Below are 25,375 nucleotides of genomic sequence, written 5' to 3' on the forward strand. Positions count from 1 at the left end.
CATTACTCGCCATTCCCAGGCGACAGCACTGGATAATTGCGAGTATACGACCCCGCTACCAGGCTAATGTGGTAGTGGCGTTAATTAGGTCCAGGAATGGAAAGGGCGCTATGGTACTGGAAGGCGGCGCTTTCGTCACGCGTCAAAATAACCCCAGTTGCCCGGTCAGTAGTGTAGCAAAATTATCTTCAACGAAGGGAAGAATTCCTTCCGCCACGGGTTGTAGCTGGCGGGTAAGATAGTGTTCGTAATCCAGCGGCGACTGCTGGTAATCCACGGGCTCGGGGCCGTTAACAGTCCAGACATATTTTATGGCGCCGCGATTCTGATACTGCGCCGGACGACCCTGCTTCAGGTTTTGTTCATCCGCCAGCCGGGCGGCGCGAACGTGCGGCGGAACGTTACGTTGGTACTCATGTAAAGGGCGACGCAGACGCTTACGATAAACCAGCTGTGCGTCCAGTTCGCCCGCCATCAGTTTATCGATAGTCTCGCGCACATAGTCTTGATAAGGTTCATTGCGAAAAACACGCAGATACAGCTCCTGTTGAAAGCGCTGCGCCAGCGGCGTCCAGTCGGTCCGCACCGTTTCCAGACCTTTAAATACCATGCGCTGGCTGTCGCCTTCCTGAATCAGGCCCGCGTAGCGTTTTTTACTGCCAGTATCCGCGCCGCGGATGGTCGGCATCAGAAAACGGCAAAAGTGGGTTTCAAACTCCAGCTCCAGCGCGCTGGTCAAATTTTGCTGTTGTAACGTCTGCGCCCACCATTCGTTCACGTGACGCACCAGCCTGTGCCCGATTTCCGCCGCATCGGCTTCTGAATGCGCGCGCCGGAGCCAGACGAAAGTGGAATCGGTATCGCCATAAATCACGTCATAACCCTGCGCCTCAATCAGCGCTTTGGTCTGGCGCATAATCGCATGACCGCGCATGGTGATTGACGACGCCAGACGGGGATCGAAAAAGCGACAGGCCGTGGTGCCGAGTACGCCATAAAAGGCGTTCATAATGATTTTAAGCGCCTGCGAGAGCGGTTTATTACCCTGACGTTTGGCTTCATCGCGCCCGTGCCAGATTTGGCTAACAATTTCCGGCAGGCAGTGCTTTTCTCGTGAAAACCAGGCGTCAAGGAAACCTTCGGTACTGTGTTCCGGATCCGGCTGCGCCATGCCTTCGACCAGCCCGACGGGATCAATCAAAAACGTGCGGATAATCGACGGGTACAGGCTTTTATAATCCAGCACCAGTACTGAATCGTATAATCCGGGTTGTGAATCCATTACGTAGCCGCCGGGACTTGCCAGCGGCGGCACTTCGCCGAGATTGGGCGCGACATAGCCGGCGCGGTGCATTCGCGGAAAGTAAAGATGCCCGAATGCGGCGACCGAACCGCCGTGGCGATCGACCGGCAGGCCGTTGATCGTCGCGCGTTCCAGCAAAAACGGCATGATCTCGGTTTTATGGAAAATGCGCGTGACCAGCTCGCAGTCTTTCAGGTTGTAGGTGGCGAGGGCGGGTTTATCCTGGGCAAAGCGGCGATCGATCTCATCCATACGATCCCAGGGGTTATCAATGGATTTTCCTTCGCCGAGCAGTTCCTGCGAGACGGCTTCCAGCGAAAAAGACGAAAAATTCCAGAACGCGGATTTAAGCGCGTCGATACCATCGATAATGACTCGCCCTCTGGCCTGGGCGAAAAAAACGCCGTTTTTGAAGCCATGTTCGCGCCACTCCAGTTCGCTATTGTCTCGCCCCAGCCGTAAAGGGATACGGTAGCGTTCGGCATGTTTTTGCAGCATACGCAGGTCGAACTGCACTACGTTCCAGCCGATGATGACATCAGGATCATGTTCGGCAAACCAGGCGTTGAGTTTTTCCAGCAGCTGCGGGCGGCTGGCGACATACACAAGCTCGAAGTCCAGTTGGTGGTCATCGCCATTCGCCGGGCCCAGCATATAAACGGTACGCTGGCCGCAGCCTTCCAGACCAATGCAATACAGTTCGCCGTGTCGCGTGGTTTCGATATCCAGCGAGACCCATTTTAGCGGCGGTCGATAGTCGGAGTGGGGTTTAAGACGCGCATTGCGGATAACGCCGTTGCGCATCTCGCCGTCTACCCAAACGGGCGACGTAATAAAACGCTCCATCAGGTAACGTTCCGGCGGGCGTACATCCGCTTCATAAACGGTGACGCCGTTTTCGCGCAGCAGTTTCTCCATCCGCATAAGCTGGCGGTGAGTGCGGCAATACAGACCGGATACCGGCTGACGATGAAAGTCTCGCAGCTGGAGCGGCGTCAGGCGATAGTCTTTTTCCGCCTGTAGCAGCGAGGCGGCGCGGGAGGTCTGGCTGGTCGGAATAAACGCCACGGACTCTTGCGGCGCCAGCGTTGCCTGCACAGGGCCGTTGTCTGTCGCCAGCCAGAAAGAGACCTCCGTCCCTTGCGGCGTATCCCGCCAGTGCCGGGTTAAAATGAAACCTGCCTGCGCCACGATGATTACCTGTCTAAAAAATTCACGCTAATTATAACCTGTTTTAGGGGGTAATACTGTTATTTTGTACAGGCATATAACGTAAAAGCCGATATCCGCTGTAATAAAAAGTTTCTCGCAGTAAGAAGCGGGTTTGCGCCCACCAGGATTTATAGCGGGTGGATCGCGTGGGTGATGAGCGGCTATCGATACCATTATCCTGAGCGATAGTTTTCAGACGCAGCATATGCAGCGGATCGCTGACCAGTAACGCTGTGCGCCATTGTTGTTGTCGCAGTATCTGTTTTGCGTAACGAATATTTTCGCGCGTCACGGTAGAGCGCTCTTCAATAAAAATTGCCTTAGCCGGAATCCCTTTTTCCAGAACGTATTGACGGGCTATCGCCGCGTCGGAAACCGTTGCGCCAGCGCCGTAGCCGCCGGTTAATACCAACGCGCGGACAATGTGTTGTTGGTAAAGCCAGATGGCATGATCCAGTCTGGCCTGAAAAACGGGAGAAGGCGTTTTTCCGCTAACGCCTGCTCCTGCGACAATCGCGCAGTCAGCTACGCGCGTCTGGTTTTGCTGACTGAACTGATAAATAGCGATGGCATTATGGATAAACACCGTAGCCATAATGAGAATTATGCCTGCCGCGATTCTGATGATGTAGCGATATTTCATGAATGAGTTCGTTCCCCGTGACGGGTGTAATGGATATTTTAACGATAAAATGGCTTTTAGCGTCAGATATTTTTGCTGACGTATATTTATCAATATATACCCAAAATAATTCGAGTTGCTTAAAGGCGGCAAGGGAGTGAGTCCCCAGGAGCATAGATAACTATGTGACTGGGGTGAGCGACAAATCTGCCGGGAGCAGATTTGAACGTCGCGTGCGACGGCCCGTCAGGGCAAGGCCCATGGATGGGCCGAGTAATCCGTAGCCAACACATAAGCAACTCGAAGTATGAAGGGTATAATGATGCTGGTGTAGACAGCAGATATAATTATCCTATAACTGCTAATTTTGAATCATTTTTATTTACAGTTTTTACCCATGTATTAGCCGTTTTGTGTCAAGTCTGTTTTCATACATTAAGTATTTTTCAGAAAGGCGCTTGTTCGAATCTGTTACTTATTTCTCGGATTAACAAAAAAGCGATATTTTTTGTTTGTTTTAATTAATGAAAAGTGTAACAATTTCATTTGGAACATCCGCACCGTCAGGTAGAAATATAATATTCCAATTGGCCGCTATGGTTAAATAAAAATGGATTACAGTGCGAATTCGTCGGGAACTCTCTGCATAATTTAATTTTTATTTTAGAATATAATTTTATTTTGACTTTCGGGTGCGGGTGTTTTTATCAAAATTTGTGGTATTCGGGAATGATCTTTTATGAATGTGAGTATGCAGGCGCGTCTGGTAGGGAACGACCGTTATCTTTTCGTCAATACTCAACGCGCTAACCCTTCCATAAAAACCGTGAGTCGATTTTTTGAGTATAAAACATGGACAGAACAGATTTGGCGTACCGAGATTATTGAAAACGGCAATGCTTTTTTTCACTGGCAAGGACACGACAGAAAAAACGGACATCGGGATACCATTATTAACTATCTGTTAAATGGGCAACGCTGGCAGTCAACAATCGAAGATTATATTTTCTTCCATGCGCTGGAAGGAAAAGCGTGGCAGGGACATTATGACAATATTATTGAATATGTGAGTTCTGATCATTACGTCTATCAAAGCGCATTTGCTGAATATATCACCGACCAGATTCATCAACGCGCCCCCCATGGGACGCGTTTTTAGAGGCATTACTGCCCGTAATAGGCTTTTGCGCCGTGTTTGCGTAGATAGTGTTTATCCAGCAGGGATTGCTGCATGTCGGGCAACTGCGGCGCAAGCTGGCGGCAGAAGATCCCCATATAGGCCACTTCTTCCAGCACGATGGCGTTATGCACTGCATCCTCGGCATTTTTACCCCAGGCAAACGGGCCGTGCGAATGGACAAGCACGCCGGGCATTTGAGCGGCGTCAATGCCTTGTTTTTCAAAGGTTTCAACAATGACATTGCCCGTTTCCCATTCATACTCGCCATTAATTTCCGCCTCGGTCATTTTGCGAGTGCAGGGAATCGTACCGTAGAAATAGTCGGCATGGGTGGTTCCCGTCGCCGGAATTGGCTGACCCGCCTGCGCCCAGATAGTCGCGTGGCGCGAATGGGTGTGTACGATGCCGCCGATAGTCGGAAATGCCTGGTACAACAGACGGTGGGTTGGCGTATCGGACGACGGTTTCTTATGACCTTCAACGACTTCACCGCTCTCCAGGCTGACCACCACCATATCGTCAGCGGTCATGACGCTATAATCGACGCCGGACGGCTTAATCACCAGTACGCCGCGTTCGCGATCGACGGCGCTAACGTTACCCCAGGTAAGGGTGACCAGGTTGTGTTTTGGCAGCGCCAGATTAGCTTCCAGTACCTGGCGTTTGAGATCTTCTAACATTGTTTTCTCCCTGCCGGATGGCGCTTCGCTTATCCGGCCTACGAGCGACGGTGTGCCGGATGGCGACATAAATGCCTTATTCGGCCTACAGGACCGTAGGCCCGGTAAACGCAGTGCCACCGGGCAATCCGTTTCACCAATTAACGTTTGAACCCGTAATACACCTCGTTCCAGCGCAGCGCGTCCTTAAAGGCCGGCAGATGGGTATCGTTATCAATCACCGCGATTTCGATATCGTGTATTTCTGCAAACTGGCGCATATCGTTCAGATCCAGCGCGTGGCTGAAGACGGTATGGTGCGCGCCGCCAGCCAGAATCCACGCTTCGGAGGCGGTCGGCAGATCCGGCTGCGCCTTCCACAGCGCGTTAGCCACCGGCAGTTTCGGCAGGGAGTGCGGCGTTTTTACGGTGTCAATGCAGTTGACCAGCAGGCGATAACGATCGCCGAGGTCGATCAGGCTGGCGACGATCGCCGGGCCGGTTTGGGTATTGAAAATCAAACGCGCCGGATCTTCCTTGCCGCCAATGCCGAGGTGCTGGACGTCGAGGATCGGTTTCTCTTCCACCGCGATGGACGGACACACTTCCAGCATGTGCGAGCCGAGCACCAGATCGTTGCCTTTCTCGAAGTGGTAGGTGTAATCCTCCATAAATGAGGTGCCGCCCTGCAGACCGGTTGACATCACTTTCATAATGCGAAGCAGAGCGGCGGTTTTCCAGTCGCCTTCGCCCGCAAAGCCGTAGCCTTGCTGCATCAGACGCTGTACGGCCAGACCCGGAAGCTGTTTCAGACCGTGTAAATCTTCAAAGGTAGTAGTGAATGCGTGGAAGCCGCCCTGTTCCAGGAAACGCTTCATACCGAGTTCAATACGCGCCGCCTCCCGCACGTTCTGGCGTTTATCGCCGTGGATTTGGGTGGCGGGCGTCAGGGTATAGCTGCTTTCATACTCGTCAATCAGAGCGTTGATATCGCCGTCGCCGATAGAATTCACCACCTGCACCAGATCGCCGACCGCCCAGGTATTGACCGAAAAGCCAAATTTGATTTGCGCGGCCACTTTATCACCGTCAGTCACTGCGACTTCACGCATATTGTCGCCGAAGCGGCAGACTTTTAGCTGGCGGGTATCCTGTTTAGAGACCGCCTGGCGCATCCAGGCACCGATACGCGTATGGGCCTCTTTATCCTGCCAGTGACCGGTGACGACCGCGTGCTGCTGGCGCATCCGCGCGCCGATAAAACCGAACTCACGACCGCCGTGCGCAGTCTGGTTCAGGTTCATAAAGTCCATATCAATGCTGTCCCACGGCAGGGCGGCGTTAAATTGGGTATGGAATTGCAGTAGTGGTTTGTTAAGGATACTCAGCCCGTTGATCCACATTTTGGCCGGGGAGAAGGTGTGCAGCCAGACCACCAGCCCTGCGCAGCGATCGTCATAATTGGCGTCACGACAAATGGCGGTAATCTCATCCGGCGAGGTGCCCAGCGGTTTTAATACCAGTTTACATGGCAGTTTGGCTTCGGTATTCAGCGCGTTGACCACATGCTCGGCATGTTGGGTGACCTGACGCAGGGTTTCTGCGCCATACAAATGCTGGCTGCCAATCACAAACCATACTTCATAATTATCAAAAATCGTCATTGTCGTGTCCTTAATGAGTCAGGATTGCCTGATTGGCCGGGGTCGTTGGCGCCGGCGCGGCAGTCGGAAGATAATGTTGTTCTGCGCTTAGCGCCCACTGCTGGTAGCGGCGGTAAAGCTGTTCGAAGCGTTGCGCCTGTTCAGGGTGGGGGCGCAGAGTGCGTTCTACCGCGCTCGCCATGCTTTGCTGGGCGGCTGGAATGTCGGCATGGACTTTCGCAGCGACGGCGGCAAAGATAGCGGCGCCTAATGCGCAACACTGGTCGGAAGCGACGATCTGCAACGGACGATTCAGTACGTCGCAGCAGACCTGCATAATGACCTGATTTTTACGGGCGATGCCGCCAAGCGCCATCACGTTATTGACCGCGATACCCTGATCGGTAAAACACTCCTGAATGGCGCGCGCGCCGAAGGCGGTCGAAGCGACCAGACCGCCAAACAGCGCTGGCGCGTCGGTGGCGAGATTGAGATCGGTAATGACGCCTTTCAGACGCTGATTAGCGTTTGGCGTGCGGCGACCGTTAAACCAGTCGAGCACCACCGGCAGGTGATCCAGGGACGGATTTTTCGCCCAGGCGTCGGTGAGCGCTGGCAGTAGCTGCTTCTGGCTGGCGTTAATCTGGGGTTTCAGTTCCGGGTGCTGCGCGGCAAGTTGCTCCAGCGGCCAGCTCAACACGCGGCTAAACCAGGCGTAGATATCGCCGAAAGCAGATTGCCCCGCTTCCAGACCGATAAAGTTCGGCACCACGCTGCCGTCAACCTGACCGCAAATGCCTTTCACGGCGCGATCCCCGACGCTCTGTTTATCCGCAATCAGAATGTCGCAGGTAGACGTGCCGATGACTTTCACCAGCGTATTGGGCTGTGCGCCCGCGCCGACCGCGCCCATGTGACAGTCGAACGCGCCGCCGGAAATCACTACGCTTTCCGGCAAGTCGAGGCGCTGCGCCCATTCGGCGCACAGGGTGCCCACGGGCAGATCGGCGGTGAAGGTTTCGCTAAATAACGGGTAGCGCAGATGACGGTTAATGCACGGATCGAGTTCATCAAAGAAGCTCGCGGGCGGCAGACCGCCCCAGCTTTCATGCCACAGCGTTTTGTGCCCGGCGCTGCAGCGGCCACGGCGGATATCCTGCGGGCGAGTGGTGCCGGAAAGCAGCGCCGGCACCCAGTCGCACAGCTCAATCCACGAGACGGCGGCCTGCGCGACGGCGCTATCCTGCCGGGTGACGTGCAGAATCTTCGCCCAGAACCATTCGCTGGAGTAAATGCCGCCAATATAGCGGGAGTAGTCGACCTTGCCTGGCTTATGGCACAGACGAGTGATTTCGTCGGCCTCTTCCACGGCGGTGTGATCTTTCCACAGCACAAACATCGCATTCGGGTTCTCGGCGAACTCTGGACGCAGCGCCAGGACGTTACCGTCGGCGTCAATCGGCGCTGGCGTAGAGCCGGTGCTGTCAACGCCAATGCCAACGACATTTGCGCGTTGCGCGGCGCTTAATTGTGCCAGAACGGCTTTCAGCGCGGCCTCCATTGACTCCATGTAGTCGCGCGGATGATGACGGAACTGGTTGTTCGGGCCGTCGCAATAACGGCCTTCTTGCCAGCGCGGATACCACTCTACGCTGGTGGCGATCTCGTCGCCGGTGGCGCAGTCCACTGCCAGAGCGCGCACTGAATCACTGCCAAAATCGAGGCCAATTGCAATTGCCATCGTCTTACTCCATCCAGAAAAACAGGTATGGAGAAACAGTAGAGAGTCGCGGCAAAAACCGTCAGGCAGGATCCGCTAATCTTATGGACAAAAATGCTAATGCTTTGCAAAGTGTGACGCTGTGCAAATATTCAATGTGGACATTCCAGCCATAGTTATAGACACTTCTGTTACTTAATTTTATCGCCTGAACTGTACGCTTTTGTTACAAAGCGCTTTTCACAAGCGGGGTTGATACGTGCTTTCATCAAGCGCAAAGTCTTGCGGAGACGGAAGCTCTGTCGTCCTGGTCGATATGGACAATTTGTTTCTTCTCTGAACATCGGGGGGTAGAGAAATCATGGCTGAAACGCAAAATGATCCGCTATTGCCGGGATATTCATTTAATGCCCATCTGGTCGCCGGGCTGACGCCAATTGAAGCGAATGGATATCTGGATTTTTTTATCGATCGTCCGTTGGGCATGAAGGGATATATTCTTAACCTGACCATCCGCGGAGAGGGCGTCATTAATAATAATGGCGAGCAGTTTGTCTGTCGGCCTGGCGATATATTATTGTTTCCGCCGGGCGAGATTCATCACTATGGACGGCATCCGGACGCCAGCGAGTGGTATCACCAGTGGGTTTATTTCCGGCCTCGCGCCTACTGGCAGGAGTGGCTGACCTGGCCGACAATCTTTGCCCAGACAGGATTTTTCCGCCCGGACGAGGCGCGCCAGCCGCATTTCAGCGAACTGTTCGGGCAGATCATCAGCGCCGGGCAAGGGGAAGGTCGCTATTCTGAGCTACTGGCGATCAATCTGCTGGAGCAGTTGTTGCTCAGACGTATGGCGGTAATTAATGAGTCGTTGCACCCGCCGATGGATAGCCGTGTGCGCGATGCCTGCCAGTATATCAGCGACCATCTGGCGGACAGCCATTTTGATATCGCCAGCGTCGCCCAGCATGTCTGCCTGTCGCCCTCCCGGTTATCACATCTGTTCCGCCAGCAGTTAGGCATTAGCGTATTGAGCTGGCGCGAAGATCAGCGTATCAGCCAGGCGAAACTTCTGCTTAGCACTACGCGAATGCCGATAGCGACCGTTGGGCGCAATGTTGGATTTGACGATCAGCTCTATTTTTCGCGGGTATTTAAAAAATGCACCGGGGCAAGTCCTAGCGAGTTCAGGGCCGGATGTGAATAAAAAGTGAATGATGTGTCCACAAAGATGTCATAAGCCGTAACTATTCGGATAATTGACGGCTTGACGAAGGGGGACGGGGTAAGCAGAATCCCTGCTTCATCACGCTGACGGACACACTATGCAAGCACTGCTGGAACACTTTATCACCCAATCCACTCTGTATTCGCTCATCGCCGTGTTGCTGGTCGCCTTCCTGGAATCGCTGGCGCTGGTGGGGTTGATTTTACCCGGCACGGTACTGATGGCGGGGCTGGGCGCGCTTATCGGCAGCGGCGAGCTCAATTTTTGGCATGCCTGGCTGGTGGGTATTATCGGCTGTCTGATGGGCGACTGGATTTCGTTCTGGCTGGGGTGGCGCTTTAAAAAGCCGCTACACCGCTGGTCTTTTATGAAAAAGAACAAGTCGCTGCTGGATAAAACCGAACACGCGCTGCATCAGCACAGTATGTTCACGATCCTGGTCGGACGTTTTGTCGGTCCGACGAGGCCGCTGGTGCCGATGGTGGCAGGGATGCTGGATCTTCCCGTGGCGAAATTTATTGGGCCGAACTTGATTGGCTGTTTGCTGTGGCCGCCGTTTTATTTCCTGCCGGGCATTCTGGCGGGAGCGGCAATCGATATTCCTTCCGATATGCAGAGCGGAGATTTCAAATGGCTGCTGCTGGCGACGGCGTTGCTGCTGTGGGTCGGAGGCTGGCTATGCTGGCGGCTGTGGCGCAGCGGCAAAGCGGCAGTCGATCGTTTAACCGCGTATTTCCCCCGCAGCCGTTTGCTGTATCTGGCGCCGTTGACGCTCGGGATCGGCGTGGTCGCGCTGGTGGTGCTGGTTCGCCACCCGCTGATGCCGGTATATATCGATATTCTGCGCAAAGTTGTGGGTTACTAACGATTCCTTTGCCGGATGGCAGCTTCGCCTTATCCGGCCTACAAAATATGGGATTTGATGCCCAATAGCGCTGAGGCGCTGGCTTGACCGCTTAGTAGCTCGTCTGTTTTGCCTTGCCACGCGATACGCCCGTCGGCCACGACGATTGACCGGGGCGCAATTCGCGCCGCATCTTCCACGCTGTGCGAGACCATCAACAGCGTGAGCTGTCGCTCGCGGCAGATATCGCTGACCAACGTCAGCATCTCCTGGCGCAGCGCGGGATCGAGCGCGGAGAACGGTTCATCCAGCAGCAGTACCGGCTGTTCGCGTACCAGGCAGCGCGCCAGCGCTACCCGCTGACGCTGGCCGCCGGACAGTTCGCCCGGTAAACGCGTCATCAGACTCTCAATGCCCATCTGATGTGCGATAGCGTCCCGTTTTTCCCGCTGGCTGGCGTTGAGCGTTAACCCAGGGTTTAGCCCCAGACCGATATTTTGCTGCACATTCAGGTGGCTGAATAAATTATTCTCCTGAAACAGCATTGAGACCGGACGGCGTGAGGGCGGCGTAAGCGTATGATCGTCGCCGGCAATCAGTAGCGTACCGCTGGCAGGCGCAAGAAAACCGGCAATTAAATTCAACAACGTGCTTTTCCCCGCGCCGCTGGGGCCAAGAATCGCCACCTGCTCGCCGCGTTCTACCGCCAGCGTAAAACGCATCGGCAAATGATGGTAAAGCCAGGTGATATCAATCAGTTTTAGCATGTCGGCCCGGTAGTTTCTCTATGAGGGTAAATAACGTAAAGCAGAGCAGCAGCAGTATCAGCGCGGTCACTGCGCCGTCCTGGCTGCGGTAGGAGCCGATCTGCTGATACAGATAAAACGGCAGCGTGCGGAAATTGTCATTGCCGAAAAGCGCGACGACGCCAAAATCACCGATAGAAAGTACGCAGGCAAACGCCAGCGCCTGCGCCAGCGGACGTTTCAGCGCCCGCAGTTCCACGATCTTTAACCGCGACCAGCCTTCAATTCCTAATGACTGGCACAGCATTCCATAACGGGCGGTAATATCGCGCATTGGGTTTTCCAGGACTTTTAGCGCGTAGGGGATTGCCATCAGCGCATTGGTGAAAATCACGATGCCGTCGGCGGATTCCGGTAAGCCAACGCTGTTATTGAGCAGTAAAAAGAAGCCTGTCGCCAGCACGATCCCCGGCATCGCGAGGATCAACATTCCGCTGAGTTCCAGCGTTTGTCCGGCGAATAGTTGCTGGCGTTGGCGTAGCTCGCGGCTACTCCACAGCAGCATCATGGTCAGCACCACACACAGAACGCCCGCCGCCAGCGCAATGCGTAGCGATGTCCAGACAGCCTGCCACAGAATGGGTTGCGCCAGCACCTCCGGCAGGCTGCGGTTGACGCCATCGACCACCACGGCGACCAGCGGCGGAAGCAGCAGCAGCAGCGCCAGCACGATTAATAAGGCGTCCGTCAGACGGCTGTGGAGACGATCGTCAGGATCGCGCCAGCCCTGCGTCAGCGTCATCCCCGGCGCAATCGCTTTGCTCAACCGTTGGCTTAGCAGTACCAGCGCCAGGCAGCAGACCATCTGGATTAATGCCAGCATCGCCGCGCGGGCGGGATCGTAGTCATAACTGAGCGCCTGAAAGATAGCCAGTTCGATAGTGGTGGCCTGCGGGCCGCCGCCGAGCGACAGAACCGTTGCGAAACTGGCGAAGCAGAGCATAAAAATCAGCGCCGCGACAGGCGGAATTTGGCGGCGCAGCCACGGCCATTCGACAAAACGGAAAAAATGCCAGCCGCGCATACCGAGCTGGGCGGCGAGCTGGCGCTGCTCGCCGGGAATGCTTTCCAAAGATTGCAGCAACAAACGGCTCGCCATTGGCAGGTTAAAAAAGACGTGCGCCAGTAAAATGCCCTGCAAGCCGTAGGGGGAGAATGTCCACTGAAGCCCCAGCATCTGCCACAGCGAGGCCAGCCAGCCCTGACGGCCATACACGCTAAGAATGCCGAACACGGCAACCAGTACCGGCAGAATCAGCGTCATGGCGCACAGACGCAGCAGCGCCAGACGTCCAGGAAAACGGCGTCGATAAAGCGCGCGGGCGAGAAAAACCGCCGGGACCACAGACAGCACTGCGGACAGAAACGCCTGCCAGAATGAGAAGCGCACCACATGCCACAGGTAGCTATCCCGCCAGATTGTCGACCACGCGCCCGACGGCGCATTCAGCCAAAGCGCCAGAAAGGCCGCCAGCGAGACGGTTATCATCAGCGCGGCGGCGCACAGCCCCGGAATCAGCCAGCCGGGAATTAACGGCTGACGGCGCGTTGCCATTCGCTAATCCATGCCTGGCGTTGTGCTGCCACTTGTTGCGGCGTGAATTCCAGCGTTGTGGCGGGTTTGGCCAATGATTCAAACCCTGCGGGTAAGGCGACGTCCGCTACCGGGTACATCCAGTTGCCGGTGGGTATGGCGTTCTGAAACGCCGGAGAAACCATAAATTTGAGGAATTTCTCCGCCAGTTCCGGCTGCTTACTGGCGACGGTACGCGCCGCGACTTCTACCTGTAAGTAATGGCCTTCGCTGAAGTTCGCGGCGGCGTAATTGTCCTTCTTCTCTTCAATAATGTGATACGCCGGAGAGGTGGTGTAACTGAGCACCAAATCGCTTTCACCTTTCAGAAATAAACCGTAGGCCTCGCTCCAGCCTTTCGTCACCGTCACCGTTTTGGCCGCCAGTTTTTGCCAGGCCTGCGGCGCGTTATCGCCATAGACTTTGCGCATCCACAGTAACAGCCCCAGCCCTGGCGTACTGGTACGTGGGTCCTGATAAATCACCCGCCATTTTTGATCGCTCTCGACCAGTTCTTTCAGGCTTTTCGGCGGATTTTTCAGCTTGCTTTTATCGTAGACAAAGGCGAAATAGCCGTAATCGAATGGCACAAATGTGTCGTTTTTCCAGCCGCCGGGCACCTTGACCGCTTCATTCGCCACGCCGCTTTTGGCAAAGAGTTTAGTTTGCGTGGCCGCTTCCAGCAGATTGTTGTCCAGCCCCAACACCACATCGGCTTTGCTGTTCTTCCCCTCCATCCGCAGGCGGTTGAGCAGCGAAACGCCATCCTCCAGCGCCACCAGTTTCAGCTCGCAGTTGCAATCGGCTTCAAACGCTTTTTTCACCGCCGGGCCTGGCCCCCAGTCGGCGGCGAACGAGTCGTAGGTATAGACGGTGAGAACGGGTTTGGCGAAAGCAGGCGCCGCGCACAGGAGTAAAAGTGGAAGATATTTTTTTAACACTTTGCACCTCAGTTAAAGAGTGGCAAAGGACTTGAGAGGTAGCCTCAAATCCCTTCGCCGGCATTATCCGGATCAGGTTCGACGGGTATTTTCTCAGCGCGCGCATGAGCGCGGCACCCCGTTGAGTTCGGCGTTAGTGTAGTGATTTTGTTGCCGGGCAGCAATCAAGAGCTGGCGTTAAGGATCTGGCGGCGCAAACCACGCCGATTTAAAATCAAACCAGCCGAGGGTATTCATGCGCAGCCCGCGCATACTGCGCTGTCCCTGGATAATCAGCCAGTGGTGGATCAACGGCACAATCGCTTTGTTGGCCAGCAGTTGCTGGCACCAGTTCGCCAGGTTCATCTCGCCAGCGCGCCACTGCGCGGCGTCGCCCTGCCAGTCGCGCGGAATGCAGTTCTGCAAGAGCGGTACTTCGCACAAGTGCGCGAACAGCGAGAAATCCAGCGGCAGCGTAAAGTTAGCGCTATTGAGCCAGATATCGCTTTCGATCTCGCCGGCGTGCCATTGATCGTAGTCGATCTCCTGAATATGCAGATGCACCTGATGTTCAGCCAGAAGCGCGCTCATGATACGGGCGATAACCCGGTGCTCAATGTGTTCGCGATAGAAGGTCAGCGTGAGGGTTTCCAGCCCGGCGGGTTTTTCGCCCGGGCCTGGACGGGCGTGATGCCAGCGCGGTAAAAGCCCATAGGCCGGGAACCAGAGCTGCTGTAGCGGTTCATCGGCATGATAGAGTAAATTGGTGGGGGAGAGGACGTGGCTTACCCATTCTCTGACCTGCGGATGTGCGCCGCGCGGCGTTCTGGCGTCGAATAGCAGGTAATAGCACCCCTCTTCCAGTCGGCTTTCTATCGCTTTTTCACCGCCTTGTATCGGCCCTTCCAGCATCAAGCCGCAGGCCGGTTCTTCACTGATATCCGGCAGTACCCAGACGTTCACTTCGTCTATCAACGCCCGATAGCCGAAGTAATCATCAAAGGCGAGTATCTTGAGCTGGTTTGGCGTATTACGCCGCACGGCATAAGGCCCGGTGCCGATAGGGTGGCTGGCGAAATTAGCCAGCGTTTCCCACTTCCGCGGCAAAATCATCGCCGGGACCTGGCCCAGCAGCCACGGCAACCAGCGATCCGGCTGGGAAAGATGAATATCCAGCGTCCACGCGGTAGGGGAGTCTATCTTTGTGATGTGCGAGTAAAGCGGAAGCGTATTGATACGCGTCAGCGAGGAGATGACATCTTCCATCTCCAGCTCGCGGCCATGATGAAAATGAATGCCGGGGCGCAGGTAGAAGCGCCACAGTAAAGGGGAAATTTGCTGCCAGTGGTGCGCAATGTCCGCTTCCAGTTCCCCGTTTTCCTCATTTACCCGCGTGAGCGAACTGAAAATTTGCCGGGCAATATGAGTTTCCGAGCGACGTAATGCGGTTCCCGGCAGAAGATTGTGCATCGGACGATAGTAAAGAACCCGCAGAATATGCCGCCCCTGGCGGAAGCTGCGTCCCAGATGGGAAATCAGCATTTGCCTGACAGCGCTTTTATCGCCGACCAGTTGTACCAGTTGATCGATTCGATCTTGTTCCAGCAGGTCTTCCGCCCGCTGCTGTTGCAGCGCCAGTCCGGTATACAGGAACGTCAGACGCGAACGCTTTCCGCGTCCAACCTCGGCTTCCCATGTTAGCCAACCGCGCGCCTGCATCGTATTTAGCAGCGTACGCATATGGCGACGCGAACAGTTCAGCAGATCCGCCAGCTCATTAAGCGTGGTGTCTTGCGTTTTACCGTCACAACATTGCCAGAGACGGATAAATTGTTGTTGCAGGCGACCTGAGGGCATAAAAGGGGAACTCCGATGAAAAACTCAGCAATTTTATTATCCCTATATTAGGCCAATAATATCTTTCGATGAAGCAAGAGGAAGAGGTCACTATGCGCCAGTTCTGGTTGAGATATTTTGCCGCGACGGAAAAAACGTCCTGGCTGGCTTGCCTGAGCGCACCGCAGCGCTTAAAAATGCTCGCGGAACTGATGCAGTGGGAGGCGACCGATTGAAGCCAATTGCAGACATCATGTGTGACTGAGTATTGGTGTAGGCGATAGCCTAAAATCACCCGCCAGCAGATAATATCTGCTGGCTTTTTTTATTTCGGCTGTTTCTGGATGACGATGATGGGACGGCGTTTCAACGGGATTTATACGGCGGTTTCTGTGGTCACGCAGGTGGTGACCGGGCGAGTAAAAATCGTATAAAAAATGCCGGAATATCCCCGGCATGAGCGACTGATGAGTAACCCGGAGCTTGATGGCGCTACGCTTATCAGGCCTACAGAATATAATGGCAACCGGGTGATATTGCATAACCTGTAGGCCCGGTAAGGCGTCAAGGGTTACCGCATAAATGCCGGTTGTTTATTTTCGTAGGCGGCAATCGCGTCTTCGTGCTGCAGCGTCAGCCCAATGCTGTCCAGACCGTTCAACATGCAGTGGCGGCGGAAGTCGTCGATTTTAAAGCTGTAGGTTTTATCGCCTGCTTTCACCACCTGTGCTTCCAGATCCACTTCAAATTTAATGCCCGGATTGGCTTTCACCAGGGCAAACAGCTCATCGACCTGTGCGTCGCTCAGGGTTACCGGCAGCAGTTGATTATTGAAACTGTTGCCGTAGAAGATGTCGGCGAAGCTTGGCGCGATCACCACTTTAAAGCCGTAATCGGTCAACGCCCACGGCGCGTGCTCGCGTGACGAGCCGCAGCCAAAGTTTTCCCGCGCCAACAGTATCGACGCGCCTTGATATTCCGGAAAGTTCAACACGAATTCCGGATTTGGCTGTTGGCCCTTTTCGTCCAGGAAACGCCAGTCGTTAAACAGATGGGCGCCAAAACCGGTGCGCGTAACCTTCTGCAAAAACTGTTTAGGGATAATTGCATCGGTATCGACGTTGGCGGCATCCAGTGGGACAACCAGGCCGGTATGCTGGGTAAATTTCTCTGCCATGGTAGTTTCCTTATTTGATGCTGCGAATGTCGGCGAAGTGGCCGGTAACGGCGGCAGCGGCGGCCATCGCCGGGCTGACTAAATGCGTGCGACCCCCGCGGCCCTGACGACCTTCAAAGTTACGGTTGCTGGTGGAGGCGCAGCGCTCGCCCGGGTTCAGGCGGTCGTTATTCATGGCCAGGCACATGGAACAGCCCGGTAAGCGCCATTCAAATCCTGCTTCGATAAAGATCTTGTCCAGACCTTCCGCTTCCGCCTGCGCTTTCACCGGACCTGAACCCGGCACCACCAGCGCCTGCACGCCCGGCGCAACTTTGCGCCCTTTGGCGACTTCCGCCGCCGCGCGCAAATCTTCAATGCGTGAATTGGTACAAGAGCCGATAAAGACTTTATCGATAGCAACGTCCGTTAACGGTACGCCCGGCTGTAAGCCCATATAAGCCAGCGCTTTTTCGGCGCTGGCGCGCTCAACCGGATCGCTAAAGGAGGCGGGATCGGGGATGATGTCGGTGACGGAAATCACCTGGCCCGGATTCGTGCCCCAGGTCACCTGCGGCGCGATCTCTTCTGCTCGCAGGGCGACGACAGTATCAAAGGTCGCGCCGTCATCGGTTTTCAGCGTTTTCCAGTACTCGACGGCTTCGTCAAAATCGCGGCCCTTCGGCGCGTGCAAACGCCCTTTTACGTAGTTGAAAGTGGTTTCATCCGGGGCGACCAGACCGGCTTTGGCGCCCATCTCAATCGCCATATTGCACAGCGTCATGCGGCCTTCCATACTCAGCGCGCGGATAGCGTCGCCGCAAAATTCAACCACGTGTCCGGTGCCGCCGGCGCTACCGGTTTTACCGATGATCGCCAGCACGATGTCTTTGGCGGTAATGCCCGGCGCGGCGTTGCCCGTGACTTCAATCTTCATGGTTTTAGCGCGTCCCTGTTTCAGGGTTTGCGTCGCCAGTACATGTTCTACCTCAGAAGTGCCGATGCCGAAGGCCAGCGCACCAAACGCGCCGTGGGTGGCGGTGTGGGAGTCGCCGCAGACGATGGTCATGCCCGGCAGGGTGACGCCCTGTTCCGGCCCCATCACATGGACGATGCCCTGATATGGGTGATTCAGGTCATACAGCTCGACGCCGAACTCGTTACAGTTCTTAATCAGCTCCTGCATCTGGATACGCGCCATTTCACCGGAAGCATTAATGTCTTTAGTCTGCGTCGAGACGTTGTGATCCATCGTAGCGAAGGTTTTCCCTGGCTGACGTACCGGACGATGGTGCGCGCGCAGACCGTCAAACGCCTGCGGAGAGGTGACTTCATGCACCAGGTGGCGGTCGATGTACAGCAGCGGCGTTTCGTTTGGCGCCTCAAAGACCACGTGGGCATCAAATAATTTTTCGTATAACGTTTTGGCCATGATTACACCCCTTCTGCGACATAGCGGGCGATAATATCGCCCATCTCATCGGTACTGACTGCGGCAGCGCCCCTGGCTAAATCGCCGGTGCGAACGCCCTCTTCTAATGCGCGATTGATCGCCTGTTCAATGGCCGTTGCCGCATCGTTGGCATCCAGGCTGTAGCGCAGCAGCAGCGCCAGTGACAGGATCTGCGCAATTGGGTTGGCGATATTTTTCCCGGCGATATCCGGCGCGGAGCCGCCAGCCGGTTCATACAGGCCAAACCCTTGCTCGTTCAGGCTGGCGGAGGGCAACATCCCCATTGAGCCGGTGATCATGGCGCATTCGTCGGACAGAATGTCGCCGAACAGGTTAGAGCACAGCAGTACGTCAAACTGCGACGGGTCTTTAATCAACTGCATGGTGGCGTTATCGATATACATGTGCGCGAGTTCCACATCGGGATACGTTTTCGCGACATCATTGACGATTTCACGCCACAGGATAGAGCTTTGCAGTACGTTGGCTTTATCAATAGAGGTGACTTTACGGCGGCGTTTACGCGCCGATTCAAAGGCGATACGGGCAATGCGCTCGATCTCAAAGCGGTGATAAACTTCGGTATCAAAGGCTTTTTCGTACTGACCGCTGCCTTCACGGCCTTTTGGCTGTCCGAAATAGATCCCGCCGGTCAGCTCGCGCACGCACAGGATATCGAAACCGTTAGCGGCGATATCGGCGCGCAACGGGCAAAATGCTTCCAGTCCCTGATACAGTTTCGCCGGACGCAGGTTACTGAATAATTTGAAATGTTTGCGCAGCGGCAGCAGGGCGCCGCGCTCCGGCTGGCTTTCCGGGGGCAAATTTTCCCATTTCGGGCCGCCGACGGAGCCAAACAGAATGGCATCCGCCTGCTCGCACCCTTCAACGGTGGCTTTCGGCAGTGGATGACCATGATTGTCGATAGCAATACCGCCGACGTCATAGTGGCTGGTGGTTATACGCATATCAAAACGGCTGCGTACCGCATCCATAACTTTCAGGGCTTGCGCCATGACTTCCGGGCCGATACCGTCGCCCGGCAGTACGGCAATATGATAGTTCTTCGACATTACACGGTTTCCTTGTTGTTCTCTTTATTTTGAGCTTTGCGTTGCAATTCTTTTTCAACTTCGGCGGCGCGCCAGATATTGTTCAGTACGTGCACCATCGCTTTGGCGGAGGATTCGACGATATCCGTCGCCAGCCCGACGCCGTGGAAGCGGCGACCATGATGGTTCACGACGATATCGACCTGACCCAGCGCGTCTTTGCCCTGGCCTTTGGCGTTCAGGTCGTATTTAACCAACTCAACGTCGTAGCCAGTGATGCGGTTAATCGCCTGATAGATGGCGTCGACCGGACCGTTGCCGTTCGCCGCTTCGGCCTTGATCTCTTCACCACAGGCCAGCTTCACGGAAGCGGTGGCGATATCGCTGGAGCCGGACTGCACGCTGAAGTAATCCAGACGGAAATGCTCTGGTTCTTCTTGCTGTTTATTAATAAACGCCAGCGCTTCCAGGTCATAGTCGAACACCTGGCCTTTTTTGTCCGCCAGCTTCAGGAACGCGTCGTACAGGTGGTCCATGTTGTAGTCTGTGTCCTTGTAACCCATCTCTTCCATGCGATGTTTCACGGCGGCACGGCCAGAGCGGGAGGTCAGGTTCAGCTGTATCTGGTTCAGACCGATGGACTCTGGCGTCATGATTTCATAGTTTTCGCGGTTCTTGAGGACGCCATCCTGGTGGATGCCGGAAGAGTGGGCGAAAGCGCCGCTGCCGACAATCGCTTTGTTGGCTGGGATCGGCATGTTACAGATCTGGCTGACGGTCTGGCTGGTGCGCCAGATTTCGTGGTGATTGATGTTGGTGTGTACGTTCATGATGTCTTTGCGCACTTTAATCGCCATGATCACTTCTTCCAGTGCGCAGTTACCGGCACGTTCTCCGATACCGTTCATCGCGCCTTCAACCTGACGCGCGCCCGCATGTACTGCCGCCAGCGAGTTGCCTACTGCTATCCCTAAATCGTCGTGGGTATGAACGGAGATGATAGCTTTGTCGATATTGGGGACACGTTCATACAGGCCGGAAATGATTCCCGCAAACTCAAACGGCATGGTATAGCCCACGGTATCGGGAATATTAATGGTTCTCGCGCCGGCGTTTATAGCGGCTTCCACCACGCGCGCCAGATCGTCAACAGGCGTCCGGCCAGCATCTTCGCAGGAGAACTCTACGTCATCAGTGTAATTACGCGCCCGCTTAACCATGTATACCGCGCGTTCGATAACCTCATCCAGCGTGCTGCGCAGCTTGGTGGCGATGTGCATTGGCGAGGTGGCGATAAAAGTATGGATGCGAAACGCGTCGGCGACCTTCAGCGCCTGTGCCGCGACGTCGATGTCTTTTTCTACACAACGCGCCAGGGCGCAAACGCGGCTGTTTTTAATGGTGCGGGCGATGGTTTGGACGGATTCAAAATCACCCGGAGAAGAGACCGGGAAGCCTACTTCCATGACATCAACACCCATGCGCTCAAGGGCCAGGGCAATCTGCAGCTTCTCTTTCGCGCTCAGGCTGGCCTGTAACGCTTGTTCGCCGTCGCGTAAGGTCGTATCAAAAATAATGACTTGCTGGCTCATGATGTGGTCCTTGTCTCCAGGGGCGCCTTGCGTCAGGCATAAAAAAACCCGCGCAACGGCGCGGGTTTTGTTTGACTTCGAGCTGACTTAATGTTGAATGCCGCCCACCGGTCTACCGCGCACAATAAATGCGTTGAGTAGTAGTAGCCCAGTGAAACGAACGATATGTGACATTAATTCAGCTCCAGCGAATGCGTTATGCTTTTAGTGGTACTGGATATGCCGTTTAATGTCAACTCTATTTTCTGTCGCCATTGCATTTTGTTGACGATATCCGGATACGTACTTTAGCTAATTGTGCTGGGCTGCGCGTCCAATAAAGGATAAAAGAACGAGTGGACATTCATACTTTTCATTGTTTGAAATATTTAGGCATTTTTGTTTGCAAATTGGTTAGGGGAATGGCCTGTTAAAGGTATGCTAAAGGTTTGGTTTATCTTTTTGATTTGTTTTATATTTTAACAAATAACCTTGTTTGCTTAATGGATAAGGATAAAGTTATTGATAAATTAATGTTAACTTTTTAGCTATTAATAATATAAACATTTAATTGAAACTTAAATGATCATTCACTTGGTGTATGATTGTGTATTCGCCATAGTTATGGTTATATTGCTTGCGTAATTTAAACATTATGAATCGCAATGGTGTGACTCAGGACACATTACGCTTGCGCTGGCATTCTATTTGTCTCTGTCAGCGTCTTTATGTTTTCCGAATTTTAACGCTTTCCCTTTTTCTTATTTTATATGCATGGTAAATCATATTTTCAGGAATTATTTCTGCCTTCAGCCAGAAAAAGGGAGTTAAGCGTGACAGTGGAGTTAAATATGCCAGAGGTCAAAACCGAAAAGCCGCATCTTTTAGATATGGGCAAACCACAGCTTCGCATGGTTGATTTGAACCTATTGACCGTGTTCGATGCGGTAATGCAAGAGCAGAATATTACGCGCGCCGCCCACACGCTGGGAATGTCGCAGCCTGCGGTCAGTAACGCCGTAGCGCGTCTGAAGGTTATGTTTAATGACGAACTTTTTGTTCGATATGGACGAGGAATTCAGCCGACTGCCCGTGCATTTCAGTTATTTGGTTCAGTCCGTCAGGCGTTGCAATTGGTGCAAAATGAATTGCCGGGATCGGGGTTTGAGCCGACCAGCAGCGAACGTGTATTCAATCTTTGCGTGTGCAGTCCGCTGGATAATATCCTGACGTCACAGATTTATAATCGTGTAGAAAAAATTGCGCCAAATATTCATGTCGTTTTTAAAGCGTCGTTGAATCAGAATACTGAGCATCAGTTACGCTATCAGGAAACCGAGTTCGTTATTAGTTATGAAGAATTCCGTCGTCCTGAGTTTACCAGCGTACCGCTATTTAAAGATGAAATGGTTTTAGTCGCCAGCCGAAAACACCCGCGTATTAGCGGCCCGCTACTGGAAGGCGATGTTTATAATGAACAACATGCGGTTGTTTCCCTCGATCGTTATGCGTCATTTAGTCAGCCGTGGTATGACACGCCGGATAAACAGTCGAGCGTGGCTTATCAGGGCATGGCGCTTATCAGCGTTCTGAACGTGGTTTCGCAGACGCATTTGGTCGCTATTGCCCCGCGCTGGCTGGCGGAAGAGTTTGCGGAATCGCTGGATCTGCAAATATTGCCGTTGCCTTTAAAACTGAATAGCCGGACATGCTACCTTTCCTGGCATGAAGCGGCTGGGCGTGATAAAGGGCATCAATGGATGGAAGATTTATTAGTCTCTGTTTGTAAGCGATAAAACCGGGCAGAATAAATCAGAAACAAATTCTGGTTTATTCTGCTTTTTAGCGTATATCAAAAATTTTATGCTGAATTAACGGTGAGCGATGCTTTTCGTCGCTGTGAAAAATAGATGAATTGCTGTAAGTCTGCATTTATAAGCGATTATTTATTACCAGGTGTGATTCAGACGGAGTATTTCTCCATTTCTTCTCTTCTTGCCTCCTGATTATTCTAACCTTCCCCATCTTTACGTCATTCCACCCAATTGCCAGGCGTGATAGCGAGCGGTTAAGGTGTCCGTCAAACCGTGATGACAGGTATAAAGTGGAGGCAAGCCGTGGAAATGTTGTCTGGAGCCGAGATGGTCGTCTGATCGCTTATCGATCAAGGCGTAAAGCAGGTGTTCGGCTATCCTGGAGGCGCAGTGCTTGATATTTATGATGCGCTACATACCGTTGGAGGGATCGATCATGTGCTGGTGCGTCATGAGCAGGCCGCGGTGCATATGGCGGATGGCCTGGCGCGAGCCACTGGCGACGTTGGCGTGGTGCTGGTGACTTCCGGACCGGGAGCGACCAATGCGATTACCGGGATTGCTACGGCCTATATGGATTCCATTCCGCTGGTGATTCTTTCCGGCCAGGTCGCCACCTCATTGATTGGCTATGATGCCTTTCAGGAGTGCGACATGGTGGGGATTTCCCGACCGGTGGTCAAACATAGCTTCCTGGTCAAACAGACGGAAGATATTCCCCTGGTGCTTAAAAAGGCCTTCTGGCTGGCGGCAAGCGGACGTCCTGGGCCGGTGGTCGTGGATTTGCCGAAAGATATTTTGAATCCGGCGAAAAAAATGCCGTATGCCTGGCCGGAGACGGTCAGTATGCGCTCTTACAATCCCACAACATCAGGACATAAAGGACAAATTAAGCGTGCCTTGCAAACGCTGGCGTCGGCAAAAAAGCCGGTGGTCTACGTTGGGGGAGGGGCGATAAGCGCGGCCTGCTATGCGCCGTTGCGCCACATCATTGAAACCTTTAACCTGCCGGTGGTCTCTTCATTAATGGGACTGGGCGCGTTTCCTGCTACTCATCGCCAGTCGTTAGGAATGCTGGGAATGCATGGCACTTATGAAGCCAATATGACCATGCATAACGCCGACGTGATTTTCGCTGTTGGCGTACGATTTGACGACCGCACGACGAATAATCTCGCTAAATATTGTCCGAACGCGACGGTATTACACATCGACATTGACCCGACGTCCATATCCAAAACGGTTAACGCTGATATCCCGGTGGTGGGCGATGCCCGCCTGGTACTGGAACAAATGCTGGAGCTACTGGCGCAGGATGCGCCGTCTCAGCCGCAGGATGATATTCGCGACTGGTGGCAGCAGATAGAGAGCTGGCGCGCCCGTCAGTGCCTGAAATATGACGCGGAAAGCGAAAGCATTAAACCCCAGGCGGTGATTGAAACCCTCTGGCGTCTGACGAAGGGCGATGCGTACGTGACGTCCGATGTAGGACAACACCAGATGTTTGCCGCCCTCTATTACCCGTTCGATAAGCCACGTCGCTGGATTAATTCCGGCGGGCTCGGCACGATGGGTTTTGGCCTACCGGCTGCGCTGGGCGTTAAAATGGCCCTGCCGAAAGAAATGGTGGTCTGCGTGACCGGCGATGGCAGTATACAGATGAACATTCAGGAGCTGTCGACAGCCTTACAGTATGAACTGCCGGTACTGGTTTTGAACCTGAACAACCGTTATCTGGGGATGGTGAAACAGTGGCAGGATATGATCTATTCCGGTCGCCATTCTCAGTCTTATATGCAGTCGTTACCGGATTTTGTGCGCCTGGCGGAAGCATATGGCCATGTCGGGCTGCAGATTAACCGTCCGGATGAGCTGGAAAGTAAACTCAGCGAAGCCCTTGAGCATGTGCGTAATAACCGACTGGTGTTCGTCGATGTCACCGTTGATGGCAGCGAGCATGTCTATCCGATGCAGATTCGCGGGGGCGGGATGGACGAAATGTGGTTAAGCAAAACGGAGAGGACCTGATGATGCGCCGGATTTTATCGGTATTACTGGAAAACGAATCTGGGGCGTTATCGCGGGTTATCGGCCTCTTTTCGCAACGCGGATATAATATTGAAAGCCTGACCGTCGCGCCGACAGACGATCCGACGTTGTCGCGCATGACTATCCAGACGGTAGGCGATGAAAAAGTGCTTGAGCAAATTGAAAAGCAACTGCACAAGCTGGTTGATGTGCTGCGCGTCAGCGAGCTGGGACAGGGAGCGCACGTTGAGCGGGAAATCATGCTGGTGAAAATCCAGGCCAGCGGCTACGGACGGGAAGAGGTGAAGCGTAATACGGAAATTTTCCGTGGTCAGATTATTGACGTTACGCCAACGCTGTATACCGTTCAACTGGCGGGCACCAGCGATAAACTGGATGCTTTTCTGGCCTCGCTGCGCGACGTGGCGAAAATTGTTGAAGTGGCGCGTTCAGGCGTCGTCGGGCTTTCGCGCGGCGATAAGATTATGCGCTGAGCAGATTCGCCGGATGACGACGCGCGTGCGTTTTATCCGGTCTACTGGCTGATATCTGGCCCAGGTCCGATAAGCGTAGCGCCATCAGGCAGGTTTGCCGGATATCAGCCAACAGGAATTATCGCCCAACCCAATATCATCGGTTGGGCTTTTTTTTGCGAAATCCGTGGTAACCCGGAATAAAAGCGGTTGCCGGAGTGATCAAACTGCGCTTAGATGTTAACGATTTTAACCCATGCCGACATAAAGGTTATGGTTTGT

General features: G+C 54.1%; 21 protein-coding genes and 43 other annotated features. Of the genes, 7 read left to right on the plus strand and 14 right to left on the minus strand.

What is annotated here, in order from left to right; all coding sequences use genetic code 11:
• Window positions 1-142: 142 nt before the first annotated feature.
• Window positions 143-2,506 (minus strand): DNA polymerase II gene (polB, locus tag STM0097; protein ID NP_459102.1). Within the gene, window positions 143-2,494 belong to an annotated coding region; the region does not span the whole gene.
• Window positions 2,501-2,506 (minus strand) — a ribosome-binding site (putative RBS for polB; RegulonDB:STMS1H000478). It overlaps the preceding gene by 6 nt.
• Window positions 2,507-2,537: 31 nt before the next feature.
• Window positions 2,538-3,163, minus strand: a protein-coding gene (locus tag STM0098; RefSeq protein ID NP_459103.1) for a putative secreted protein. Within the gene, window positions 2,538-3,158 belong to an annotated coding region; the region does not span the whole gene.
• Window positions 3,158-3,163, minus strand: a ribosome-binding site (putative RBS for STM0098; RegulonDB:STMS1H000479). (Overlaps the previous gene by 6 nt.)
• Window positions 3,164-3,354: 191 nt before the next feature.
• Window positions 3,355-3,360: a ribosome-binding site (putative RBS for STM0099; RegulonDB:STMS1H000480), on the plus strand.
• Between STM0098 and STM0099 the strand changes: the two genes are divergently transcribed.
• Both STM0099 and STM0100 read left to right on the plus strand, forming a co-directional pair.
• Window positions 3,355-3,662 (plus strand): putative inner membrane protein gene (locus STM0099; protein NP_446563.1). Within the gene, window positions 3,360-3,662 belong to an annotated coding region; the region does not span the whole gene. (Overlaps the previous feature by 6 nt.)
• A gap of 214 nt (window positions 3,663-3,876) precedes the next feature.
• Complete coding sequence (locus tag STM0100) at window positions 3,877-4,296, plus strand: putative cytoplasmic protein (RefSeq protein NP_459105.1); 420 nt, start codon at window positions 3,877-3,879, stop codon at window positions 4,294-4,296.
• A gap of 5 nt (window positions 4,297-4,301) precedes the next feature.
• Here the strand turns inward: STM0100 and araD are convergent.
• The 3 genes from araD to araB form a co-directional block, all read right to left on the minus strand.
• Window positions 4,302-5,010, minus strand: a protein-coding gene (araD, locus tag STM0101; protein ID NP_459106.1) for an L-ribulose-5-phosphate 4-epimerase. Within the gene, window positions 4,302-4,997 belong to an annotated coding region; the region does not span the whole gene.
• Window positions 5,005-5,010: a ribosome-binding site (putative RBS for araD; RegulonDB:STMS1H000481), on the minus strand. (Overlaps the previous gene by 6 nt.)
• Before the next feature lie 127 nt (window positions 5,011-5,137).
• Window positions 5,138-6,652 (minus strand): L-arabinose isomerase gene (gene araA, locus STM0102; RefSeq protein NP_459107.1). Within the gene, window positions 5,138-6,640 belong to an annotated coding region; the region does not span the whole gene.
• Window positions 6,647-6,652, minus strand: a ribosome-binding site (putative RBS for araA; RegulonDB:STMS1H000482). Its footprint overlaps the gene before it by 6 nt.
• Window positions 6,651-8,473 (minus strand): L-ribulokinase gene (gene araB, locus STM0103; RefSeq protein NP_459108.1). Within the gene, window positions 6,651-8,360 belong to an annotated coding region; the region does not span the whole gene. The genes araA and araB overlap by 2 nt, the downstream gene beginning before the upstream one ends.
• Window positions 8,368-8,373 (minus strand) — a ribosome-binding site (putative RBS for araB; RegulonDB:STMS1H000483). Its footprint overlaps the gene before it by 6 nt.
• Window positions 8,413-8,431, minus strand: a protein binding site (putative binding site for AraC, RegulonDB: STMS1H000003).
• Window positions 8,435-8,453: a protein binding site (putative binding site for AraC, RegulonDB: STMS1H000008), on the plus strand.
• Window positions 8,439-8,457: a protein binding site (putative binding site for AraC, RegulonDB: STMS1H000007), on the minus strand. Its footprint overlaps the feature before it by 15 nt.
• Window positions 8,446-8,454 (minus strand) — a -10 signal (putative -10_signal for araB; RegulonDB:STMLTH004463). Its footprint overlaps the feature before it by 9 nt.
• Window positions 8,465-8,473 (minus strand) — a -35 signal (putative -35_signal for araB; RegulonDB:STMLTH004463).
• Window positions 8,467-8,494: a protein binding site (putative binding site for CRP, RegulonDB: STMS1H000094), on the minus strand. (Overlaps the previous feature by 7 nt.)
• Window positions 8,473-8,493, plus strand: a protein binding site (putative binding site for CRP, RegulonDB: STMS1H000082). (Overlaps the previous feature by 21 nt.)
• Window positions 8,491-8,509 (plus strand) — a protein binding site (putative binding site for AraC, RegulonDB: STMS1H000012). (Overlaps the previous feature by 3 nt.)
• Before the next feature lie 15 nt (window positions 8,510-8,524).
• Window positions 8,525-8,543, plus strand: a protein binding site (putative binding site for AraC, RegulonDB: STMS1H000006).
• A 45-nt stretch (window positions 8,544-8,588) separates the two neighbouring features.
• Window positions 8,589-8,597 (plus strand) — a -35 signal (putative -35_signal for araC; RegulonDB:STMLTH004464).
• Here araB and araC point away from each other — a divergent pair.
• Window positions 8,589-9,546 (plus strand): transcriptional regulator (AraC/XylS family) for ara operon gene (gene araC, locus STM0104; protein ID NP_459109.1). Within the gene, window positions 8,701-9,546 belong to an annotated coding region; the region does not span the whole gene. (Overlaps the previous feature by 9 nt.)
• Window positions 8,613-8,621 (plus strand) — a -10 signal (putative -10_signal for araC; RegulonDB:STMLTH004464). (Overlaps the previous gene by 9 nt.)
• Window positions 8,651-8,669: a protein binding site (putative binding site for AraC, RegulonDB: STMS1H000004), on the plus strand.
• Window positions 8,663-8,681, minus strand: a protein binding site (putative binding site for AraC, RegulonDB: STMS1H000009). Its footprint overlaps the feature before it by 7 nt.
• Window positions 8,693-8,698 (plus strand) — a ribosome-binding site (putative RBS for araC; RegulonDB:STMS1H000484).
• Before the next feature lie 107 nt (window positions 9,547-9,653).
• Window positions 9,654-9,659, plus strand: a ribosome-binding site (putative RBS for yabI; RegulonDB:STMS1H000485).
• Window positions 9,654-10,432, plus strand: a protein-coding gene (yabI, locus tag STM0105) for a putative DedA family membrane protein (protein ID NP_459110.1). Within the gene, window positions 9,665-10,432 belong to an annotated coding region; the region does not span the whole gene. It overlaps the preceding feature by 6 nt.
• 38 nt (window positions 10,433-10,470) lie before the next feature.
• Here the strand turns inward: yabI and yabJ are convergent.
• From yabJ to leuL, 9 genes are all read right to left on the minus strand, one after another.
• The gene (gene yabJ, locus STM0106) for a putative ABC-transport protein (RefSeq protein ID NP_459111.1) occupies window positions 10,471-11,197 on the minus strand. Within the gene, window positions 10,471-11,178 belong to an annotated coding region; the region does not span the whole gene.
• The gene (yabK, locus tag STM0107) for a putative binding-protein-dependent transport system inner membrane component (RefSeq protein NP_459112.1) occupies window positions 11,162-12,789 on the minus strand. Within the gene, window positions 11,162-12,772 belong to an annotated coding region; the region does not span the whole gene. The genes yabJ and yabK overlap by 36 nt, the downstream gene beginning before the upstream one ends.
• Window positions 11,192-11,197: a ribosome-binding site (putative RBS for yabJ; RegulonDB:STMS1H000486), on the minus strand. Its footprint overlaps the gene before it by 6 nt.
• Window positions 12,748-13,741, minus strand: a protein-coding gene (gene tbpA / locus STM0108) for a thiamine-binding periplasmic protein (RefSeq protein ID NP_459113.1). Within the gene, window positions 12,748-13,731 belong to an annotated coding region; the region does not span the whole gene. The genes yabK and tbpA overlap by 42 nt, the downstream gene beginning before the upstream one ends.
• Window positions 12,784-12,789 (minus strand) — a ribosome-binding site (putative RBS for yabK; RegulonDB:STMS1H000487). (Overlaps the previous gene by 6 nt.)
• Window positions 13,736-13,741, minus strand: a ribosome-binding site (putative RBS for tbpA; RegulonDB:STMS1H000488). (Lies within the gene tbpA.)
• A gap of 167 nt (window positions 13,742-13,908) precedes the next feature.
• Window positions 13,909-15,583, minus strand: a protein-coding gene (gene yabN, locus STM0109) for a putative periplasmic binding protein of transport system (RefSeq protein NP_459114.1). Within the gene, window positions 13,909-15,567 belong to an annotated coding region; the region does not span the whole gene.
• Window positions 15,578-15,583 (minus strand) — a ribosome-binding site (putative RBS for yabN; RegulonDB:STMS1H000489). Its footprint overlaps the gene before it by 6 nt.
• Window positions 15,584-16,117: 534 nt before the next feature.
• Window positions 16,118-16,735 (minus strand): 3-isopropylmalate isomerase (dehydratase), subunit with LeuC gene (gene leuD, locus STM0110; RefSeq protein NP_459115.1). Within the gene, window positions 16,118-16,723 belong to an annotated coding region; the region does not span the whole gene.
• Window positions 16,730-16,735: a ribosome-binding site (putative RBS for leuD; RegulonDB:STMS1H000490), on the minus strand. Its footprint overlaps the gene before it by 6 nt.
• The gene (gene leuC, locus STM0111) for a 3-isopropylmalate isomerase (dehydratase), subunit with LeuD (RefSeq protein ID NP_459116.1) occupies window positions 16,734-18,147 on the minus strand. Within the gene, window positions 16,734-18,134 belong to an annotated coding region; the region does not span the whole gene. Before leuC ends, leuD begins: the two co-directional genes overlap by 2 nt.
• The gene (leuB, locus tag STM0112) for a 3-isopropylmalate dehydrogenase (RefSeq protein ID NP_459117.1) occupies window positions 18,137-19,242 on the minus strand. Within the gene, window positions 18,137-19,228 belong to an annotated coding region; the region does not span the whole gene. Before leuB ends, leuC begins: the two co-directional genes overlap by 11 nt.
• Window positions 18,142-18,147, minus strand: a ribosome-binding site (putative RBS for leuC; RegulonDB:STMS1H000491). (Overlaps the previous gene by 6 nt.)
• Window positions 19,228-20,819 (minus strand): 2-isopropylmalate synthase gene (gene leuA, locus STM0113; RefSeq protein ID NP_459118.1). Within the gene, window positions 19,228-20,799 belong to an annotated coding region; the region does not span the whole gene. The genes leuB and leuA overlap by 15 nt, the downstream gene beginning before the upstream one ends.
• Window positions 19,237-19,242: a ribosome-binding site (putative RBS for leuB; RegulonDB:STMS1H000492), on the minus strand. (Overlaps the previous gene by 6 nt.)
• Window positions 20,814-20,819, minus strand: a ribosome-binding site (putative RBS for leuA; RegulonDB:STMS1H000493). (Lies within the gene leuA.)
• 67 nt (window positions 20,820-20,886) lie before the next feature.
• The gene (leuL, locus tag STM0114) for a leu operon leader peptide (RefSeq protein NP_459119.1) occupies window positions 20,887-21,118 on the minus strand. Within the gene, window positions 20,887-20,973 belong to an annotated coding region; the region does not span the whole gene.
• Window positions 20,982-20,987: a ribosome-binding site (putative RBS for leuL; RegulonDB:STMS1H000494), on the minus strand. It overlaps the preceding gene by 6 nt.
• Window positions 21,091-21,099, minus strand: a -10 signal (putative -10_signal for leuL; RegulonDB:STMLTH004472).
• Window positions 21,110-21,118, minus strand: a -35 signal (putative -35_signal for leuL; RegulonDB:STMLTH004472).
• 499 nt (window positions 21,119-21,617) lie before the next feature.
• Window positions 21,618-21,623, plus strand: a ribosome-binding site (putative RBS for leuO; RegulonDB:STMS1H000495).
• Here leuL and leuO point away from each other — a divergent pair.
• The 3 genes from leuO to ilvH all read left to right on the plus strand — a co-directional run bounded on the left by leuO (window position 21,618) and on the right by ilvH (window position 25,114).
• Window positions 21,618-22,574 (plus strand): putative LysR family transcriptional regulator gene (gene leuO / locus STM0115; RefSeq protein ID NP_459120.1). Within the gene, window positions 21,630-22,574 belong to an annotated coding region; the region does not span the whole gene. Its footprint overlaps the feature before it by 6 nt.
• Window positions 22,575-22,760: 186 nt before the next feature.
• Window positions 22,761-22,773 (plus strand) — a protein binding site (putative binding site for Lrp, RegulonDB: STMS1H000262).
• Window positions 22,774-22,780: 7 nt separating this feature from the next.
• Window positions 22,781-22,793 (plus strand) — a protein binding site (putative binding site for Lrp, RegulonDB: STMS1H000266).
• A gap of 37 nt (window positions 22,794-22,830) precedes the next feature.
• Window positions 22,831-22,839: a -35 signal (putative -35_signal for ilvI; RegulonDB:STMLTH004475), on the plus strand.
• The gene (ilvI, locus tag STM0116; protein NP_459121.1) for a valine sensitive acetolactate synthase III, large subunit occupies window positions 22,831-24,620 on the plus strand. Within the gene, window positions 22,959-24,620 belong to an annotated coding region; the region does not span the whole gene. It overlaps the preceding feature by 9 nt.
• Window positions 22,834-22,856, plus strand: a protein binding site (putative binding site for Lrp, RegulonDB: STMS1H000252). Its footprint overlaps the gene before it by 23 nt.
• Window positions 22,858-22,866, plus strand: a -10 signal (putative -10_signal for ilvI; RegulonDB:STMLTH004475).
• Window positions 22,897-22,911: a protein binding site (putative binding site for Lrp, RegulonDB: STMS1H000253), on the plus strand.
• Window positions 22,945-22,950 (plus strand) — a ribosome-binding site (putative RBS for ilvI; RegulonDB:STMS1H000496).
• Window positions 22,987-22,999, plus strand: a protein binding site (putative binding site for Lrp, RegulonDB: STMS1H000264).
• Window positions 22,989-23,003: a protein binding site (putative binding site for Lrp, RegulonDB: STMS1H000257), on the plus strand. (Overlaps the previous feature by 11 nt.)
• Window positions 24,611-24,616: a ribosome-binding site (putative RBS for ilvH; RegulonDB:STMS1H000497), on the plus strand.
• Window positions 24,611-25,114, plus strand: a protein-coding gene (ilvH, locus tag STM0117; RefSeq protein ID NP_459122.1) for an acetolactate synthase III, small subunit. Within the gene, window positions 24,623-25,114 belong to an annotated coding region; the region does not span the whole gene. Before ilvI ends, ilvH begins: the two co-directional genes overlap by 10 nt.
• The last annotated feature ends 261 nt before the right edge of the window (window positions 25,115-25,375 follow it).

This window comes from Salmonella enterica subsp. enterica serovar Typhimurium str. LT2 (genome assembly GCF_000006945.2).
Lineage (GTDB): Bacteria > Pseudomonadota > Gammaproteobacteria > Enterobacterales > Enterobacteriaceae > Salmonella > Salmonella enterica.